General features: G+C 74.5%; 15 protein-coding genes and 1 tRNA gene. 10 read left to right on the top strand and 6 right to left on the bottom strand.

The features are described from left to right. Window positions 1-5 precede the first annotated feature (5 nt). A complete protein-coding gene (locus tag ACFVU3_RS05970) occupies window positions 6-194 on the top strand; it encodes a hypothetical protein (protein ID WP_390064040.1) in 189 nt (62 codons plus the stop codon). Between the two features lie 41 nt (window positions 195-235). Here the strand turns inward: ACFVU3_RS05970 and ACFVU3_RS05965 are convergent, their stop codons facing one another. Then, window positions 236-757 carry a GNAT family N-acetyltransferase gene (locus tag ACFVU3_RS05965; protein WP_390064038.1) on the bottom strand — a complete coding sequence of 174 codons (522 nt, stop codon included), beginning with the start codon at window positions 755-757 and terminating at the stop codon, window positions 236-238. Window positions 758-838: 81 nt separating this feature from the next. Then, window positions 839-1903, bottom strand: a complete 1065-nt coding sequence (locus ACFVU3_RS05960) for a mechanosensitive ion channel family protein (RefSeq protein ID WP_390064036.1) — start codon at window positions 1901-1903, stop codon at window positions 839-841. A 297-nt stretch (window positions 1904-2200) separates the two neighbouring features. On the opposite strand from ACFVU3_RS05960, the gene ACFVU3_RS05955 reads away from it, so the two are divergent. Both ACFVU3_RS05955 and ACFVU3_RS05950 read left to right on the top strand, forming a co-directional pair. Continuing rightward, window positions 2201-3793, top strand: coding sequence for an alpha/beta hydrolase (locus ACFVU3_RS05955; protein ID WP_390064034.1), 1593 nt, complete (start codon window positions 2201-2203; stop codon window positions 3791-3793). Window positions 3794-4008: 215 nt separating this feature from the next. Then, window positions 4009-5283 carry a serine hydrolase domain-containing protein gene (locus tag ACFVU3_RS05950; protein ID WP_390064032.1) on the top strand — a complete coding sequence of 425 codons (1275 nt, stop codon included), beginning with the start codon at window positions 4009-4011 and terminating at the stop codon, window positions 5281-5283. A gap of 95 nt (window positions 5284-5378) precedes the next feature. Here ACFVU3_RS05950 and ACFVU3_RS05945 read toward each other — a convergent pair whose 3' ends face one another. Then, window positions 5379-5786 (bottom strand): NTP pyrophosphohydrolase, encoded by a 408-nt coding sequence (locus tag ACFVU3_RS05945; protein ID WP_390064030.1) that lies wholly within the window; start codon window positions 5784-5786, stop codon window positions 5379-5381. Between the two features lie 536 nt (window positions 5787-6322). Between ACFVU3_RS05945 and ACFVU3_RS05940 the strand changes: the two genes are divergently transcribed. From ACFVU3_RS05940 to ACFVU3_RS05920, 5 genes are read left to right on the top strand one after another with little or no spacing between them, the layout of a single operon-like run. Then, the gene (locus tag ACFVU3_RS05940; RefSeq protein ID WP_390064029.1) at window positions 6323-8197 is read left to right on the top strand and encodes a sensor histidine kinase; all 1875 of its coding nucleotides are present in this window, start codon (window positions 6323-6325) and stop codon (window positions 8195-8197) included. 7 nt (window positions 8198-8204) lie between these two features. Beyond that, window positions 8205-8639 carry a roadblock/LC7 domain-containing protein gene (locus ACFVU3_RS05935; RefSeq protein WP_351105369.1) on the top strand — a complete coding sequence of 145 codons (435 nt, stop codon included), beginning with the start codon at window positions 8205-8207 and terminating at the stop codon, window positions 8637-8639. A gap of 2 nt (window positions 8640-8641) precedes the next feature. Further along, complete coding sequence (locus ACFVU3_RS05930; RefSeq protein WP_390064309.1) at window positions 8642-9013, top strand: DUF742 domain-containing protein; 372 nt, start codon at window positions 8642-8644, stop codon at window positions 9011-9013. Continuing rightward, on the top strand, window positions 8991-9614 hold the full coding sequence (locus tag ACFVU3_RS05925; protein ID WP_390064027.1) for an ATP/GTP-binding protein: 624 nt from the start codon (window positions 8991-8993) through the stop codon (window positions 9612-9614). The genes ACFVU3_RS05930 and ACFVU3_RS05925 overlap by 23 nt, the downstream gene beginning before the upstream one ends. Continuing rightward, a complete protein-coding gene (locus ACFVU3_RS05920; RefSeq protein WP_390064025.1) occupies window positions 9611-10177 on the top strand; it encodes a GAF domain-containing protein in 567 nt (188 codons plus the stop codon). Before ACFVU3_RS05925 ends, ACFVU3_RS05920 begins: the two co-directional genes overlap by 4 nt. Window positions 10178-10238: 61 nt before the next feature. Here ACFVU3_RS05920 and ACFVU3_RS05915 read toward each other — a convergent pair whose 3' ends face one another. Further along, entirely contained in the window at window positions 10239-11447 is a 1209-nt protein-coding gene (locus ACFVU3_RS05915; protein WP_390064023.1) for an acyl-CoA dehydrogenase family protein, read from the bottom strand. Window positions 11448-11818: 371 nt separating this feature from the next. On the opposite strand from ACFVU3_RS05915, the gene ACFVU3_RS05910 reads away from it, so the two are divergent. Both ACFVU3_RS05910 and ACFVU3_RS05905 read left to right on the top strand, forming a co-directional pair. Next, a tRNA-Pro gene (locus ACFVU3_RS05910) sits at window positions 11819-11892 on the top strand. 126 nt (window positions 11893-12018) lie between these two features. Then, window positions 12019-12684, top strand: a complete 666-nt coding sequence (locus tag ACFVU3_RS05905) for a GNAT family N-acetyltransferase (RefSeq protein ID WP_390064021.1) — start codon at window positions 12019-12021, stop codon at window positions 12682-12684. 59 nt (window positions 12685-12743) lie between these two features. Here the strand turns inward: ACFVU3_RS05905 and ACFVU3_RS05900 are convergent, their stop codons facing one another. After that, window positions 12744-14429: an ATP-binding cassette domain-containing protein gene (locus ACFVU3_RS05900; RefSeq protein ID WP_390064020.1), complete on the bottom strand. Its 1686-nt coding sequence runs from the start codon at window positions 14427-14429 to the stop codon at window positions 12744-12746. 74 nt (window positions 14430-14503) lie between these two features. Next, a complete protein-coding gene (locus tag ACFVU3_RS05895) occupies window positions 14504-16150 on the bottom strand; it encodes an ABC-F family ATP-binding cassette domain-containing protein (protein WP_390064018.1) in 1647 nt (548 codons plus the stop codon). Window positions 16151-16188: the final 38 nt, after the last annotated feature.

Raw genomic sequence — 16188 nt, 5'->3', positions numbered from 1 at the left:
AGACCATGGCGGAAGTCGTGGGGGTGGCGGTCGTCCTGTTCGTCGGCTGGATCGTCGTCCGCGGCCTGGGGCGCGGCGGATCGGACAAGGGCGGCGACCACGGCGGCGGAGGGGCCGGGAACAGCGGTGGCAGCGGCAGCGGTTGCGGGGGTGGCTGCGGGGGCGGGGGCTGCGGAGGGTGCGGCTGCGGCTGAGCACGGCGGGGACGCGGCGGGGAGCCTCCGGCGCCGCCCGCTCAGCGGACCAGTTCCGCCGCCAGCAGGTCCATCAGCAGCCCGTCGTGCCAGGTGCCGTCCTCGCCCCGCTCGTACTGGCGCATCACCCCGACCGGGCGGAACCCGGCCTTCTCGTAGCAGCGGATCGCCGCCGCGTTGTCGGCGGCCGGATCGATGACCAGCCGGTGGAAGCCGTGGTCGTCGACGAGGTGCCGGGCGAGGGCGCGGACGGCGTCGGTGCCCAGGCCCCGGCCGTGCACCGACGGGTCGAGGAACAGGTCGATGCCGGCGTGCCGGTAGTCCGGCTCGTCCTCGGAGTACCACTGGATCATGCCGACGATCCGGCCCTCGTGGCGGATCGTCAGGCACCGCGTTCCGGGGTCCTCCAGATCGGCGGCGACCTCCCCGGCCAGGTCGTCCCCGCCCCGCCAGCGCGCCCGCACCTCGGGCGTGGCCCGGACGGCGGCCAGGGCGGGGACGTCCGCGGGGACCGCGGGCCGCAGGACGACGGCGGCACCGTACACGTCGCTCGATTCGCTCATGGCCCCAGCTTGCCCGACGCCCGGCCCGGGGCGCGGGCGCCGTCGGACGGACGGCGGCACCCGGGGCCGGGCGGGACGGCGTCAGTCGCCGGAGGGCGGACCGCCGTCGGGGTGCGGGGCCGGGCCCGTCACGACCTTCGGCAGGGCGGCCGGGTGCTCCCGGGCGAGCCAGCGCACCAGCTCCTCGCGGACGGCGCAGCGCACCGTCCACAGCTCGTCCGGGTCCTTGGCCGTGACCAGCGCGCGGACGGTGATCCCGGTGGGGGAGGTGTCCGTCACGGCCAGGTCCCAGCCGCGCCCGTCCCAGCCGGGGCACTCGTCGAGGAACGCGCGCAGACGCGCCCGCAGCAGCGGCACCGGGGTGGCGTGGTCGCAGTGGAGGAAGACCGTGCCCGTCATCTCGGCACCGCCCCGGGACCAGTTCTCGAAGGGGCGGGAGGTGAAGTACGAGACCGGCAGCGTGACCCGCCGCTCGTCCCAGGTGCGCACGGTGAGGAAGGTCAGGGTGATCTCCTCGACCAGGCCCCACTCCCCGTCGACGACGACGGTGTCGCCGATCCGGACCATGTCGCCGAAGGCGATCTGGAAACCGGCGAAGAGGTTGCCGAGGGTCGACTGCGCCGCCACGCCGGCCACGATGCCGATGATCCCGGCCGAGGCGAGCAGCGACGTCCCCAGCGCCCGGAACGACGGGAAGGTCACGAGCGCCACCGCGCAGGCGATCACGCCGACGGCCACCGACACCACCCGGGTGATCAGCGTGACCTGGGTCCGCACCCGCCGCACCCGGGCCAGGTCCGGCGTGCGCCCGGCGTAGCGCGCGTACGAGGACTCCACCAGGGCGGTGGCGACGCGGACCGTCAGCCAGGCGCCGCTGCCGATCAGACAGAGCACCCGGATCCGGGCGACGAGACCGGCGTGGTCCTGCGCCGGCGCCCAGCCGGTGACGCGCACCGCCCACCCGAGCAGAGCCGTGAACAGGACCACGAAGAGGGGGGTGCGACAGCGGCGCAGCAGCGCCCACAGGGGCGTGCCGGGGCGTCGGGCGTCCGCGCGGCGGGCCGCGAGGTCCGCCCCGCGGACGACGGCGTACGCGGCGAGCGCGGAGCCGCACAGGGCGATCAGCAGCCGCAGCGAGTTCTCCATGTCCTCCGCCTCACCGCCCGGGCCGCGGTCAAACCACCCCGTGACGGGAGGGGTCCCTCGGGGCCGGAGGGGAGGCGCTCGGCCGCGACGGGTCCCTCGGGGCCGGAGGGGAGGCGCTCGGCAGCCCCGGACGGGAAAGCGGCCGGACGGGTTCGCCTCCGCGGGGACCATTCCGTCCGGTGGGCCTCCTCCGTGCGGCGTACACGATCCGCTCCTCGCGCGGGATTCCGTGAGGCCGCGATCCGCGAAAGGGTGCTGCGGACCGATCCCTCCGCACCCACGAGGAACTGACGCCCCGTGCGCATCCGCATAGCCTCCGTCGTGGCGCTGACCACCGCCGCGGCGCTCCTGCCCGCACTCACCCCCGCCTCCGCCGCCCCGTCGCCGGCCGCGGCGACCGTCTCCCCGGCCACCGGCGCGCCGGCGCCGTACACCCGGCAGAAGCCGCGCTGGGCGCCCTGCGACCCGCAGGCACCGGCCGGCCTCGAATGCGCCACCCTCAAGGTCCCCCTCGACTACGCCGACCCGGCCGGCCGGAAGATCGACCTCGCGATCTCGCGGACGAAGGCCACCAGCCCCCGGGACCGGCGCGGTGTCCTCCTCCTCAACCCCGGCGGCCCCGGCGGCCCGGGCCTCGACATGCCCCTGTGGATGGCGCCGCAGCTGCCCGACGCCGTGAAACAGCGGTACGACCTCATCGGCTTCGACCCGCGCGGCGTCGGCCGCAGCTCGCCCGTCGGCTGCGGGCTCACCGGCGACGAGCTGAACTGGCAACGCCCCTACAAGGCCGCCTCGTTCGACCAGGACGTGCGCTGGGCGCGGACCGTGGCCGAGAAGTGCCGGGCGCGCAACGGAGCCGTGCTGCCCCACCTCACCACCCGCAACACCGCCCGCGACATGGACGTCGTCCGCGCCGTGCTCGGCGAGAAGAAGATCTCGTACCTGGGCTACTCCTACGGCACCTATCTGGGCGCCGTCTACGCCCAGTTGTTCCCGCGCCGCACCGACCGCTTCGTGCTCGACAGCGCCGTCGACCCGGCGCGGATCTGGCGCGGCATGATCCAGCAGTGGGCGGAGGGCGCCGAACCGGCCTTCACCCGCTGGGCGGGATGGACCGCGCGGCGGGACGCCGCGTACCGGCTCGGCGACACCCCCGGTGAGGTCCGCGCGGCCTTCTGGAAGCTCGTCGCCCGGGCGGACCGCACCCCGGTCGAGCTCGACGGCGAGCGGCTGACCGGCGACGACATCCGGATCGGCCTGCGGGCCGCCTTCTTCGACCCGCGGGCCGCCGCCGACCTGGTGGTCCGGCTGCGGACGGCCGCCGAGGGCGGCACCCCGCCGGCCGCGCCGTCCCGGCGGCCCGCGCCGGAGCGGCCCGCGCCGCCGTCCTTCGCCGCCGGGGCGCTCGCCGAGACCCCCGCCGACAACATGGACGCGAGCTTCTGGTCCGTCGTCTGCGCCGACACCCGCGCCTGGCCGCGCGACCCGGAGCGGTACCGCCGCGACGCCGTCCGCGACCAGGCGGCGTACCCCCTCTACGGCGACGTCGCCTCCCACATCAAGCCGTGCGCGTTCTGGCCGGCCGGCGCCGAGCCCGCCACCCGGATGGACACCGCGGCCGGCGCGCTCATCCTCCAGAACGAGTGGGACTCCCAGACGCCCCTCGCCAGCGGCCAGGGTCTGCGCCGGGTCATGCGGGGCGCCCGGATGGTCACCGTCCTCGGCGGCCAGGGCCACGGCGTCTACGGTTCCGGGTCCTGCGCCGACGCGACCGCGACGGCCTACCTGACGACGGGCCGGCTGCCCGCCGGCGACCTGGCCTGCCGGACCGCGCCGCAGCAGGCCCGCCACGACCTGCGGCTGCCGCTGCCGGCCCCGCAGGGCTTCTGACGGGGCGGGGCCCTCCCGTGAGGGGGAGGGCCCCGCACCACCGGAAGGGAGGAATTCCCGGCGCGCGCCCCGCGCCTGGAACCCTTCGCCGCCGAACACCCTCATGATCGGTAGGCACGGGGGCACGGCCGGCGACGTCGGCGTGTGCCCCCGGCCACGCGGCCACGGAGGGCGTGCGCCGCGCCGAACACCACGTGAGCAGCCGAGGATCCATCGTGACCCTGACGTCCCACCGCCGCCTGACCACCGGCGCCGCCGCCACCCTGATCGCCGCGCTCGCGGCCGGACTCGCGCCCGCCGCGACCGCGAGCGCCGCCCCCCTCCCCTCGGCGTCCGCCGCCGCGACCCCGGCGACCCCCGCCCCCGACGTGGCCGGCATCGCCGCCGCCCTGAACGCGGCCATGGCCGACGGCGCTCCGGGCGCGATGGCCCGCTTCGCCGGCCCCGACGGCGTCGAGAGCCTGACCGCCGGCGTCCGGGACCGCGCCACCGGGGCGCCGATGGACATCCACGCCCGCTTCCGGATCGGCAGCGTCAGCAAGACCTTCTCGACCGTCGTCCTGCTCCAGCTGGTGGAGGAGGGACGGCTGGAGCTCGACGCACCGGTCAACCGCCACCTGCCCGGGCTGCTGCCCGACGACCGCATCACGGTCCGCCACCTCCTGACCCACCGCAGCGGCCTCGCGGACTACACCAACGCGATGTTCGCCGACACGGTGCCGGGCTTCGAGGCCGTGCGGAACCGGGTCTTCGGCTACCAGGAGCTCGTCGACCTCTCGCTCGCCGAGCCGCGCACCACCGAGCCCGGCGTCTCCTACCGCTACTCGAACGCCAACTTCGCCGTCGTCGGCATGCTCATCGAGAAGCTCACCGGCAAGCCGGTGGACCGCGCCTACGAGCAGCGGATCTTCAAGCCGCTGAAGCTGCGCGACACCTCCTACGTCCACCCCGACACCCGCATCAAGGGCCTGCGTGTGCGCGGCTACCTGCACCCGGACGCGGCCGGCGAGCCGCTGGTGGACTCCACCGAGCAGACCGTGTCCTGGGCGCAGTCGGCCGGCGCCGTCATCTCCAGCCCCGCCGACCTGAACACCTTCACCAGCGCGCTCATGCGCGGGCGGCTGCTCTCCCCGGCGATGCTGGAGCAGATGACGACGGTCACCCCGACCGACGCCACCGGCACCCGCTTCTACGGGCTCGGCCTGCGCCGCTACGACCTGTCCTGCGGCGCCCAGATCTTCGGCCACACCGGCACCGTGCAGGGCTACTACACGTACGCCTTCTCGACCCGTGACGGCCGGCGCAGCCTGTCGGCGGTCGCCAACACCTCCAACCACGGCGCCGCCAACACGGCGCTCGGCGGCACCCTGGAAGCGGCCTTCTGCGGCCCGAAGCCGGCGCCGCAGGCGTCCGCCCGGACCGCGTCCGGCGCCGCGTCCGCCGACAGCGCGCCGCTGCCGGCGGAGCGGGACCTGCCCGAGCGCCACTGACGCGGCACCCCGGCGGCCGGCACCCTCGGGCCGTCTCCAGGAGGGGCCCGGGCCGTTTCTCCCGGATCGGCCCGGCACCATCCGAGAGGGACGGCCTAAGGGGTTCGGCCGGTCGCCGGGGGGAGGCTGCGGGGCCCCGCGCAGCGGGCCCCCGCCTCCTCGACCCGCCGGCGCAGTTCCCGGTCGGCCGTGATCACCAGACACGGCCGGCCGGCCGCGTTCCGGGCGAGCTCCGCGATCAGGTCGTCGCCGCTGCCGGCGGCCTCCTCCACCCGGACCCCCGGCACGGACGCCACCCCGCGGGCCCGCCCCTCGACGACCAGCACGATCTCGTACGGCCCCGGCCACGGCCCGTCGACGGGTCCGCCGTCCGCCGCGAGCCGGTCCCGCAGCCGCTCCGCGGCCCCGCGCCGGTCGCGCCACCACCCGTCCGGCACGGATCCCACGACGTTGGCCCCGTCGACGACGAGCAGGGGACGGGGCGAGGGGGCTTCGGCGCTCATGGCTCCAGCATGTCAGCCCCGGCGCGCACCCGGCGGGAACGGCTCTTACCGACGGTCACGGAGCCGCCGCGGCCGCACCGCCGTCCGGCGGCGGAATGCGGCGCTCCGGACGTGTGTACGCTCCGTGACGAGAAGGGCGGCGAACGGCCGGACCGCACCCGTCGAGGGGATTCCGGTCCGCTCCGGACCGGGGACGTTTCCGCAGCGGAAGGGGGTCAATTGGCGCCTCCGCCCTCTTTCGTACGGTTCCGCTCCCGGCAACTCGCCTGCCGGAAGGGTGACTTTAGGCCAATCAATCTCGGCCGATCACACCGGTCTCGATACCAGACTCCGCAGGTCTACGGGCAGGTTTGCCAACTGCGCCCCCCACGCAACCGGTTGACGACTACCCTGAGTGGTCGGTGATCATCGGTAGGCTCATCGCACCTGCCGTCCTCACCGGCACTCCCCTCAGCAGCCCCGCACACCCCCAGCCCACGAGCACCCCCAAGTACCCCTCAGTACGCCGAATTTCCGGGCACGTACCAAGGACACTCATGTCACAACTTCGCGCACCCGCCCCGCGGTCCGACCGCCGCGAGGGCGGGCGGCACGGCCGATCGGGCGCCCGCACCACGACCACCGGCACCACTCCGGCCAGGCCCGCGACGGCCGCCCCCGCCGAAGTGCGCATACGCCCCCAGCTGCTGCGCACCTCGGTTCTCCCCGCCGTCGCCGTCGCCCTCGGCGGCGCCGCCGCCGTCCTCTTCACCCTCCGCTCCACCGGCACCAGCCCGACGCCCGCCCTGTGGGCCGCGCTCGCCGGAGCCGCCGCGATCACCGTCGCGTCCGTGGCGGCCGCCGCGATCGGCGCCGACCGCGCCGCCCGCGCCGTCCTCACCCGCGTCGCCGGCCTCCGCCGCGACGCCGCCCAGGACCAGAACGAACTGCGGACGCTCATCGAACAGCTGCGCCGCGGCGAGGACCCCGCCCCCCGGCCGGTCCTCCCCGCCACCGCCGGCGGCGACGAGTTCGACCGGCTCGGCACCGAGCTGGCCCGCTCCCACGAGGCCGCCGTCGCCGCCGTCGTCCAGGCGTCCCGGCTCTCCACCAACGTCGGCAACGAGCAGAAGGTCGAGGTCTTCGTGAACCTCGCCCGCCGGCTCCAGTCCCTCGTCCACCGCGAGATCCAGCTCCTCGACGAGCTGGAGAACGAGGTCGAGGACCCCGAGCTGCTCAAGGGCCTCTTCCACGTCGACCACCTGGCCACCCGCATCCGCCGCCACGCCGAGAACCTCGCCGTCCTCGGCGGCGCGATCTCCCGCCGCCAGTGGTCGAACCCGGTCACCATGACCGAGGTGCTCCGCTCCTCCATCGCCGAGGTCGAGCAGTACCCCCGGGTGAAGCTCGTCCCGCCGATCGACGGCACCCTGCGCGGCCACGCCGTCGCCGACGTCATCCACCTGCTCGCCGAACTCGTCGAGAACGCCACGGTGTTCTCCGCGCCGCACACCACCGTGCTGCTGCGCGCCCAGTACGTCACCGCCGGCCTGGCCATCGAGGTCGAGGACCGCGGCCTCGGCATGCCGGTCACCGAGCAGAACAAGATGAACGCCCTGCTCGCCGACCCCGACCAGGTCAACGTCGCGCACCTGCTCCAGGACGGCCGCATCGGCCTCTTCGTCGTCTCCGCGCTGGCCCGGCGCCACGGCATCGCCGTCCGCCTCCAGTCGAACATCTACGGCGGCATCCAGGCCGTCCTCGTCCTCCCGCAGGGCCTCCTCGGCGCCGACCCGGAGGGCCTCGCCCACCACGAGCGGCAGACCGCCGCGGTCACCGGCGGGGGCGGCACCCCCCAGCAGCCGCAGCCGCAGCCCCAGCCCCAGCACGACCGGCCCCAGCAGGACCGGCCGGCCTACCCCCGGACCGACGCCCCCTCCGCGCCGCTCCCGCCGGCCGGGGCCCCCGCCCCGGTCCCCGTCTCCGCGGACACGCAGGCCCCGCCCGCGTACCCCTACCAGGCGCCCGCCGCACCGGTCGCGTCCCCCGCGCCCGTCGCCCCCGCCGTCCCGCAGCAGCCCGCGGTCCGTGCCGAGGAGCCCGTCGCCCCGAACCCCTTCGTCCCCTCCCGTACCGGAGCGGCGAACGGGTACGCGGAGCACGGCGCCGCCCCGGCCGGCTTCGGCGCCGCCGCACCGCAGGCGCACCTCGCGCCCCGCGCGGAGGCACCCGGCCGGCCCGACCTCCCCAAGCGACGCGCCCAGGAGCACATCGTCCCGCAGCTGCGGGACCAGCCGATGACCCGCGCCTCCGAGGAGCACGCCCTGCACGACCCCGGCCTGATGGCCGCGTTCCAGCGTGGGATCGGCCTGGCCGAATCCCAGCCCACCCCCCAGGAGTCGCTGCGTCACGGCGACGCGCACAAGGAGTAGATACACGATGGCGAGCAATGTGCCGACCGGCCATTCCTCGGATCTCGACTGGCTGTTGAGCGGTCTGGTCCAGCGGGTCCCGTACACCCGCAGCGCGGTCCTGCTCTCCTCCGACGGCCTGGTGAAGTCCGTCCACGGGCTCGACCCCGACGCGGCCGACCACATGGCGGCCCTCGCCTCCGGGCTCTACTCGCTCGGCCGCAGCGCGGGCGTCCGGTTCGGCGACGGGGGCGAGGTCCGCCAGGTCGTCGTGGAGCTCGACTCCACCCTGCTCTTCGTCTCCACGGCCGGGTCGGGCACCTGTCTGGCCGTGCTCGCGGGCCGCGAGGCCGACGCCGCCGTCCTCGGCTACGAGATGGCGATGCTGGTCAAGAGCGTCCGCCCGTACCTGGTGACGCCCGCCCGGCAGGCGGCCGCAGCGGCGGGTGGCGCCGGTCAGTGAACGTGTCTCCTCCGCAGGAAGGGCCCTGGCTCGACGACGCGGCCGGCCGGCTGATCCGCCCGTACACGGTCAGTGGCGGACGGACCAAGCCCACCGCCTCGCTCGACCTGCTCTCCCTGGTGATGGCGACCGGATCCGACCCCCAGGCCCACATGGGCCCCGAGCACAGCCTGGCCCTCAGGCTGTGCGACGGGCCCACCTCGGTGGCCGAGATCGCGGCGCACTTAAGACTCCCGGCCGTCGTCACCAAGGTCCTGCTCTCCGACCTCGTGGACTGCGGGGCCCTCACCGCCCGGGCCCCGCGCTTCCACGCCAACCCATCCGACCGTTCCTTGCTGGAGGCAGTGCTCGATGGCCTACGACAGCGGCTCTGAACGCCATGACGGTTTCGCGGCCGATCCCTTCCCCACCGCGCTGAAGATCCTGGTGGCAGGGGGCTTCGGCGTGGGAAAGACGACCTTCGTCGGCGCGGTCAGCGAGATCGAACCGCTCAGCACGGAGGAGCTGCTGACCTCGGTCAGCGCCGCCACCGACAGCCTGGAGGGGGTGGAGAGCAAGACCACCACCACCGTGGCCATGGACTTCGGCCGGATCACCCTCGACGACCGCAACGTCCTCTACCTCTTCGGCACCCCGGGCCAGGAGCGGTTCTGGTTCATGTGGGACGAGCTCTCCGAAGGGGCGCTCGGCGCGGTCGTCCTCGCCGACACCCGCCGCCTCCAGGAGTGCTTCTCCGCCATCGACTTCTTCGAACGGCGGGGCATCGCCTTCGTGGTGGCCGTGAACGAGTTCGACGGGGCCTTCCGCTACGACCAGGGCGAGATCCGGCAGGCGCTCGACCTCGACGGCGACGTGCCGATCGTCCTCTGCGACGCCCGGATCTCCAGCTCCGCCGTCACCACCCTCCTGACCCTCGTCCAGCACCTGCTCAACTCGACCCCGGCCAGCGAGCCGAGCTTCGGAGTCACGCCATGACCTACGACCCGACGGGTCACCTCCTCCTGACCCCCGTCGACAAGGAGGCCCCGGACCGGGTCCGGCGGCTGCGCGAACTCGGCCTCGGGGAGCGCCCCGACCCGGCCTTCGACGAGTTCGCGCACCGGCTCGCCGAGGTGACCGGAGCCCCGTTCTCGATGGTCAACTTCATCGACGAGAACCGGCAGTTCTTCGCGGGCCTGCACACCCCGGGCGGCTCCCACTCGGGCACCGACCTCGGCGCGGCCGGCGCGGGCGGCGTCGGACGGTTCATGGCGCGCGACCACGGCTACTGCCCGCACGTCGTGGTCCGCAGGAAGGCGCTCGTCCTGGAGGACGTCTGCGACTACCCGCGCTTCGCCGGCAACCCGGTCGTCGACGAGATCGGCATCCGCTCCTACATGGGCGCGCCGCTGATCGACCGCACGGGCGTGGCGCTCGGCACCATCTGCGTGGTCGACACCGACGTCCGGCCGTGGGGCCGCTCCGGTCTGGAGACCATCAAGGCGATGGCGGCGGAGCTGGTCGAGCAGATCCACCGTCGCGAGGACGGCATGTTCTGACCCGGTTCCGGGCAGGGGTGGGGCCCGTACGGCACGTGCCGTACGGGCCCCACCCGTTCCGTCACGCGGAGGCGGGCTCCAGCTCCGGGGTGCGGACCAGCTCGGAGAGCCGCTCCGACCAGCTGCCCTTGTCCTGGCCGAGGGCGACCTCGCCCAGCCGGAGGAGCTGGATGTCGGAGGTGCCGGCCGGCGCGAAGATGTGGTGCGCGTCGCGGAGGTAGCGCTCGATGGAGCGGTCGGTGAAGAGACCGGCGGCGGCGTGGATCTCCATGGCGCTGCGGCCCGAGTCGATGGCCGACTCGACGTTCACCAGCTTGGCGTTCATCAGCTCGGTGTCGCAGGAGAGGCCCTGGTCGAGCAGGTGCACCGCGTGGTACGCGGCGAGCCGGGCGGTCATGAGCCGGGACTGCATCTGCCCCAGCTTGAGCTTGACCGTGGGCAGCTCGGAGAGCGGCTTGCCGTAGCGGATCCGCTCGGTGGCGAAGCGGGTGGTCTCCTCCAGGATCGCCTGGTGGATGCCGAGCGAGACGGCGGTGAGGTTGGCCCGCCCGTACAGCACGCTGGAGGAGTACGCGACGGCGAGACCGTCGCCCTCGTCGCCCAGGCGGTTGGCGGCCGGCACCCGGCAGTCCTCGAAGATCAGCTCGCCGAAGCTGAAGCCGTGCAGACCCATGGCGGGCTGCTGCGGTCCGAGCCGGAAGCCCGGGCGGTCGGCCTCGACGAGGAAGGCGGTGAGCCCCTTCGAACCGGGACCGGTCCTGACCACGACGCCGTGCAGGTCGCCGACGTGGCTGTTGCCGACGTACACCTTGCTGCCGTTCAGGATGTAGTCGTCGCCGTCCCGGACCGCGCTCGCCTCCATGCCGAGCACATGACCGCCGGACTCCGGCTCGGTCACGGCGATGGTCGGCAGGCACTCGCCCGAGGCGACCTTCGGCAGCCAGGTCTTGCGCTGGGCGTCGGAGCCGAAGTGGACGATCTTGGCGGTGCCGAGCTGGGACGCCTGGACCATGGCGCCCATGGCGCCGCTGACCCGGGAGAGCTCCTCGATGATGATCGTCTTCGCCAGGTGGCCCGCGCCCATGCCGCCGTACTCGGGGCTGATCGTCGCGCCCAGCCAGCCCTGCTCGGCGATGAGCCGGGACAGCTCGTGGTGGACCGTCCGGGAGGACTCCATCTCGGCTATCCGGGGTCGCACCTCCCGTTCCGCGAAGCCGCGCACCGTCTCCCGGAGCTGATGATGGAGCCGGCTGCTGAAGTAACTGTCCATACGAGTCCCTCCCTGCGAATCGCCTGCCCGGCATCGTCCGAGCAGGTGGAGCATCGGCAGTGGTCCCGTCCCGAACAGGCCGACACTTCATGGTGTTGATCTTTCCGGGGTGGAGCAATATCGACTCAGTGTTTGTCCGAAACAGGTGCTGTTGACGATCACTTCGGACTGTGTTTGTGCGATCTGGAGGTCCTCGGTCCGTCCCGGCCCGATTGTCCAGGGGCGTCTTTCTGCCACATGCCAGCGGCAAGAGCGGTGATTCAGGCCACCGCCCGGTGTGACGCCGGTAAAGCCGTTCGTGACCACGACAGGAAGTGCGGTATTGTTCTCTTGCACGCCAGGCCGGGGGAAACCCCAGGTCAGACGGGCATCGGGACGTGGCGCAGCTTGGTAGCGCACTTGACTGGGGGTCAAGGGGTCGCAGGTTCAAATCCTGTCGTCCCGACTCGAAAGAGTCGTGGTTCGAGGGGCCGTTTCAGAGAGATCTGGGACGGCCCCTTGATCGTTCCCGGAGACCCGCCCGGGGAAACCCGGGTGCGGGGCGGGGCGGGGAGCGGGCAGACTCCCGCGCATGATCATGGACCACTGGCCCCTGTACGGGCTGCGCGTGCGGACCCCCCGGCTGGAACTGCGGCTGCCGTCCGAGGAGGAGCTGGCCGCCGTCGCCGGTGTCGCGGCGGACGGGGTGCACCGGCCGGAGGAACGGCCGTTCCTGACGCCCTGGGGCGAACTGCCCCCCGCCGAACGGGCCCGGCACGTCCTCCAGCTGCACTGGAGCCGGCTCGGCCGGTGGACGCCCGGCGACTGGGCGCTGAACCTGGTCGCCTTCCACGAGGGGCGGCCCGTCGGCATCCAGGACGTGCGGGCGGTGGACTTCGGGGTACGGCGCGAGTTCGTCTCCGGCTCCTGGCTGGGCCTCGGCCACCAGGGGCGCGGGCTCGGCACCGAGATGCGCGAGGGGATGCTGCACCTGGCCTTCGCCGAACTCGGCGCCGAATCGGCGACCTCTCTCTCCTTCACCGACAACCACTCCTCGCTCGCCGTCTCCCGCAAACTCGGCTACCGGCCGGACGGCATCACCCGGGACGTGCTGCACGGAAAGGTCGTCGCCTCCCAGAGGTTCCGGCTCTCCCGCGCCGACTGGGAGCGGCGGACGGACCGGCCGGAGGTGACGGTCACCGGCCTCAAGGGCTGCGAGGACCTGTTCGGCATCGCGGAGGAGCCGCGCGAGGGCTGACCGGCCGCCGGCGACCGGTCGCCGGTGACGTGCCGCCGGTGACCGGCCGGGGGAGTCGTTCACCTCCCCGTACGCGTACCCGTGCCCGTACCGGTCTTCGTACCCGTACCCGTGCCCCTTGCCGGCGCGGGCCCGAGCCTCATCTCGCGGCCCTGCCAGCGGCGCCGGAGCCAGCGGTCGTGGCTCGCCACGACGATGGCGCCGGGCCCCGCGCCGAGGGCCTCCTCCAGTTCGTCGCAGAGCCGGGGCGAGAGGTGGTTCGTCGGCTCGTCGAGGAGCAGCAGCTCCGGCGGACGGGCCATCAGAAGGGCCAGGGCCAGCCGCCGGCGCTGGCCCGCCGACAGACGGCCGACGGGCTTGTCCAGGTCGGCCGCGCCGAACAGGCCGAGGCCGGCCAGCGGCGTCCGCTCGGCCCGCTCGGGCCCCAGCTCCCCGGCGTACGTGTCGCGGACCGTGCGGTCCCGCGCGGCGAACACGGTGTCCTGGGCGAGCAGCCCCACCTTCAGCGCCGGCCGCCTGCGCACCTCGCCCTCGGCCGCGAGGTCTCCGGCGAGCAGCGCGAGCAGGGTCGACTTGCCCGCGCCGTTGCCGCCGGTGACCAGCAGCCGGTCGTTCGCGGACACCTCCAGGGCGGCGAGCGCGAGCCGGCCGGGCACCCGTACGTCCCGCAGGGACACCAGCGGGTCCGGGCCCTCCGGCGCGGCCACGGCCGGGTGCGGGGCCGCGAACCGCAGCGGGGGCGGCGGAGCGGCGACCCGGGTGCGCTCCAGCTCCGCGAGGCGCCGGGTCGCGTCGCGGACCCGGCGGGAGACCTGGCTCTGCACGCGGCCCGCCCGGTGGCCGTACCCCATCTTCTCGTGGTCGCGCGGCCCCCGGTCCGGCGCGACCCGCCGCGCCGTGACGCCCGCCGCGTGCCGCAGCGCCTCCGCCTCCTCCCGCTCCTCGGCGTACCGGCGCTCCCAGCGTGCCCGCTCGGCCCGCTTCTCCCTCACGTAGGAGCTGTAGCCGCCGCCGTACCGGACCGGCCCGTCCACCGCCGGATCGAGGTCGATCAGGTCGGTGCACACGGCGTCGAGGAACGCCCGGTCGTGGGCGGCGAGGACCACGGCGCCCGGCAGTCCGCGCAGCCGCTCCTCCAGGAAGGCGGCGGCACCGTCGTCGAGGTGGTTGGTCGGCTCGTCGAGCAGCAGCGCCGGTGGGCGCCGTACGAGGAGGGCGGCGAGGGCCAGCCGGGCGCGCTGCCCGCCGGAGAGCGAGCCGAGCGTCCGGGCGGGGCCGAGCCCGCCGAGGCCCAGCCCGTCCAGGACCAGGGCCGCCCGGCGGTCGGCGTCCCACGCCTCCCGGTCCCGGGCCCGCTCCAGCAGCGCGGCGTAGGCGTCGAGCAGCGCGGGGTGGCCGGGGTCGTCCTCCGGGAGCCGCGCCAGCTCCTCGCCGAGCCGGTCGAGCCGCGCGAGGTCCTCGCGGGCCTCGCGCAGCGCGTCGTCCAGCACCGCGGCGAGGGTGGAGCCGGGCTCGAAGGGCGGCTCCTGAGGCAGGAAGCCGAGGCCGGGCGGGCGCGAGACGCTGCCGGAGTCCGGCCGGTCGGCGCCGGCGAGCACCCGCAGGAGGGTGGACTTGCCGGCGCCGTTCTCCCCGATGAGGCCGACACGGCGGCCCGGGGGAGCGGTGAGGGACACGCCGTCGAGGACGCGGCGGTCGCCGAGGACGCGGACGAGGTCGTGGGCGAGGAGGGCGGGCTGGGGCATGGTGACCTTCCGGGGTGGGCGGGGGCCCGCCGGGCACGGGGCCTCGGGCGCGGGCCGTGGCACGCACCGGCGGGTCACTCCCCGGGGGCTCCCGTGGTCCGCAGCGTCCCGTCCTCCAGCCGCAGCCACCGGTCCACCCCGATCTCGGAGAGGAACCGCTCGTCGTGGCTGACCACCATGAACGCGCCCCGGTACGCGTCGAGCGCGCTCTCCAGCTGCGCCACGCCGACCAGGTCGAGGTTGTTGGTCGGCTCGTCGAGCAGCAGCAGCTGCGGGGCCGGATCGGCGCACAGCACGCAGGCGAGGGTGGCCCGCAGCCGCTCCCCGCCGGAGAGGACGCCGACGGGCAGATGGGCCCGGGCGCCCCGGAACAGGAAGCGCGCCAGCAGGTTCATCCGCTCCGCCTCGGCCCGCTCGGGCGCGTACGCGGCGAAGTTCTCCGCCACCGTGCGGTCCGGGTCCAGCAGGTCGAGGCGCTGCGAGAGGTAGGCGACGCGGCCGTCACCGCGCTTGATCTGTCCGCCGTCCGGGGCGAGTTCACCCGTGACGAGCCGCATCAGGGTGGTCTTCCCCGAGCCGTTGGGACCGGTCAGCGCGATCCGCTCGGGACCGCGCACGGACAGGTCGACACCGCCCTCGGCGAAGACGTCCCGGCCGTCGTGCCGGACCCGCAGCCCCTCGCCGAGGAAGAGGGTGCGCCCGGCCGGCACCTGGGTGTCGGGGAGGTCGAGGACGAGGCGCTGCTCGTCCCGGAGGGCGCGCCCGGCCTCGTCGAGCCGGGCCTGGGCCTCGCCGACCCGGGACGCGTGCGTCTGCCCGGCCCGGCCCGCGGACTCCTGGGCGCCGCGCTTCATGGTGCCGGCGAAGATCCGCGGCAGTCCGGCGTTCTTGAGGTTGCGGGCGGCGTTGCTCGCCCGCCGGTCGGCACGCTCGCGCGCCTGCTGGAGCTCCCGCTTCTCCCGCTTCAGCTCCTGCTCCGCGGTGCGCACGTTCTTCTCCGCGACCTCCTGCTCGGCGCGCACGGCCTCCTCGTAGGAGGTGAAGTCGCCTCCGTACAGGCGCAGTCGGGAGGTGCCGAGCTCGGCGATGGTGTCCATCCGGTCGAGCAGCGCCCGGTCGTGGGCGACGACCAGGAGGAGGCCGCCGAAGTCGGACAGCGCGTCGTACAGCTTGTGCCGGGCCTCCCCGTCGAGGTTGTTGGTCGGCTCGTCGAGCAGCAGCACGTCGGGCCGCTTGAGCAGCTGCGCGGCGAGGCCGAGGGAGACGACCTGGCCCCCGCTGAGGGTGCCGAGGGAGCGGTCGAGGGCGAGCCCGCCGAGGCCGAGCCGGTCGAGCTGGGCGCGGGTCCGCTCCTCGATGTCCCAGTCGTCTCCGATGGTGGTGAAGTGCTCCTCGCTCACGTCGCCGGACTCGACCGCGTCCAGGGCGTGGATCACGGCGGCGACACCGAGCACGTCGGCGACGGTGAGGCCGGCGGTCAGGGGGAGGGTCTGCGGCAGGTGACCGAGGGTGCCGCCGACCTGGACCGATCCCGCGGTGGGACGCAGCTCGCCGGCGATCAGCTTGAGCAGGGTGCTCTTCCCGGAGCCGTTGGGCGCGACCAGGCCCGTGCGGCCGCCGGTCAGGCTGAACGACAGCTCGCTGAAGACGGGGGTGTCGTCGGGCCAGGCGAAGGACAGGTCGGAGCAGACGACGGTGGTGTGGGACGCGGCATGAGACATGGCGATGACCTCGGGGGAGGACAGGGGACGGGCGACGG

Origin of the sequence: Streptomyces sp. NPDC058052, from assembly GCF_042885515.1 — a bacterium.
Classification (GTDB): Bacteria; Actinomycetota; Actinomycetes; order Streptomycetales; family Streptomycetaceae; genus Streptomyces.
This window is presented reverse-complemented; position numbering and strand designations above follow the sequence as displayed.

Excerpts from the sequence above, each read along its gene's own strand:
- ACFVU3_RS05970 (WP_390064040.1), top strand. The coding sequence starts at position 6 with ATGGCGGAAGTCGTGGGGGTGGCGGTCGTCCTGTTCGTCGGCTGGATC.
- ACFVU3_RS05965 (WP_390064038.1), bottom strand. The coding sequence starts at position 757 with ATGAGCGAATCGAGCGACGTGTACGGTGCCGCCGTCGTCCTGCGGCCC.
- ACFVU3_RS05960 (WP_390064036.1), bottom strand. The coding sequence starts at position 1,903 with ATGGAGAACTCGCTGCGGCTGCTGATCGCCCTGTGCGGCTCCGCGCTC.
- ACFVU3_RS05945 (WP_390064030.1), bottom strand. The coding sequence starts at position 5,786 with ATGAGCGCCGAAGCCCCCTCGCCCCGTCCCCTGCTCGTCGTCGACGGG.
- ACFVU3_RS05940 (WP_390064029.1), top strand. The coding sequence starts at position 6,323 with ATGTCACAACTTCGCGCACCCGCCCCGCGGTCCGACCGCCGCGAGGGC.
- ACFVU3_RS05935 (WP_351105369.1), top strand. The coding sequence starts at position 8,205 with ATGGCGAGCAATGTGCCGACCGGCCATTCCTCGGATCTCGACTGGCTG.
- ACFVU3_RS05925 (WP_390064027.1), top strand. The coding sequence starts at position 8,991 with ATGGCCTACGACAGCGGCTCTGAACGCCATGACGGTTTCGCGGCCGAT.
- ACFVU3_RS05920 (WP_390064025.1), top strand. The coding sequence starts at position 9,611 with ATGACCTACGACCCGACGGGTCACCTCCTCCTGACCCCCGTCGACAAG.
- ACFVU3_RS05915 (WP_390064023.1), bottom strand. The coding sequence starts at position 11,447 with ATGGACAGTTACTTCAGCAGCCGGCTCCATCATCAGCTCCGGGAGACG.
- ACFVU3_RS05905 (WP_390064021.1), top strand. The coding sequence starts at position 12,019 with ATGATCATGGACCACTGGCCCCTGTACGGGCTGCGCGTGCGGACCCCC.
- ACFVU3_RS05900 (WP_390064020.1), bottom strand. The coding sequence starts at position 14,429 with ATGCCCCAGCCCGCCCTCCTCGCCCACGACCTCGTCCGCGTCCTCGGC.
- ACFVU3_RS05895 (WP_390064018.1), bottom strand. The coding sequence starts at position 16,150 with ATGTCTCATGCCGCGTCCCACACCACCGTCGTCTGCTCCGACCTGTCC.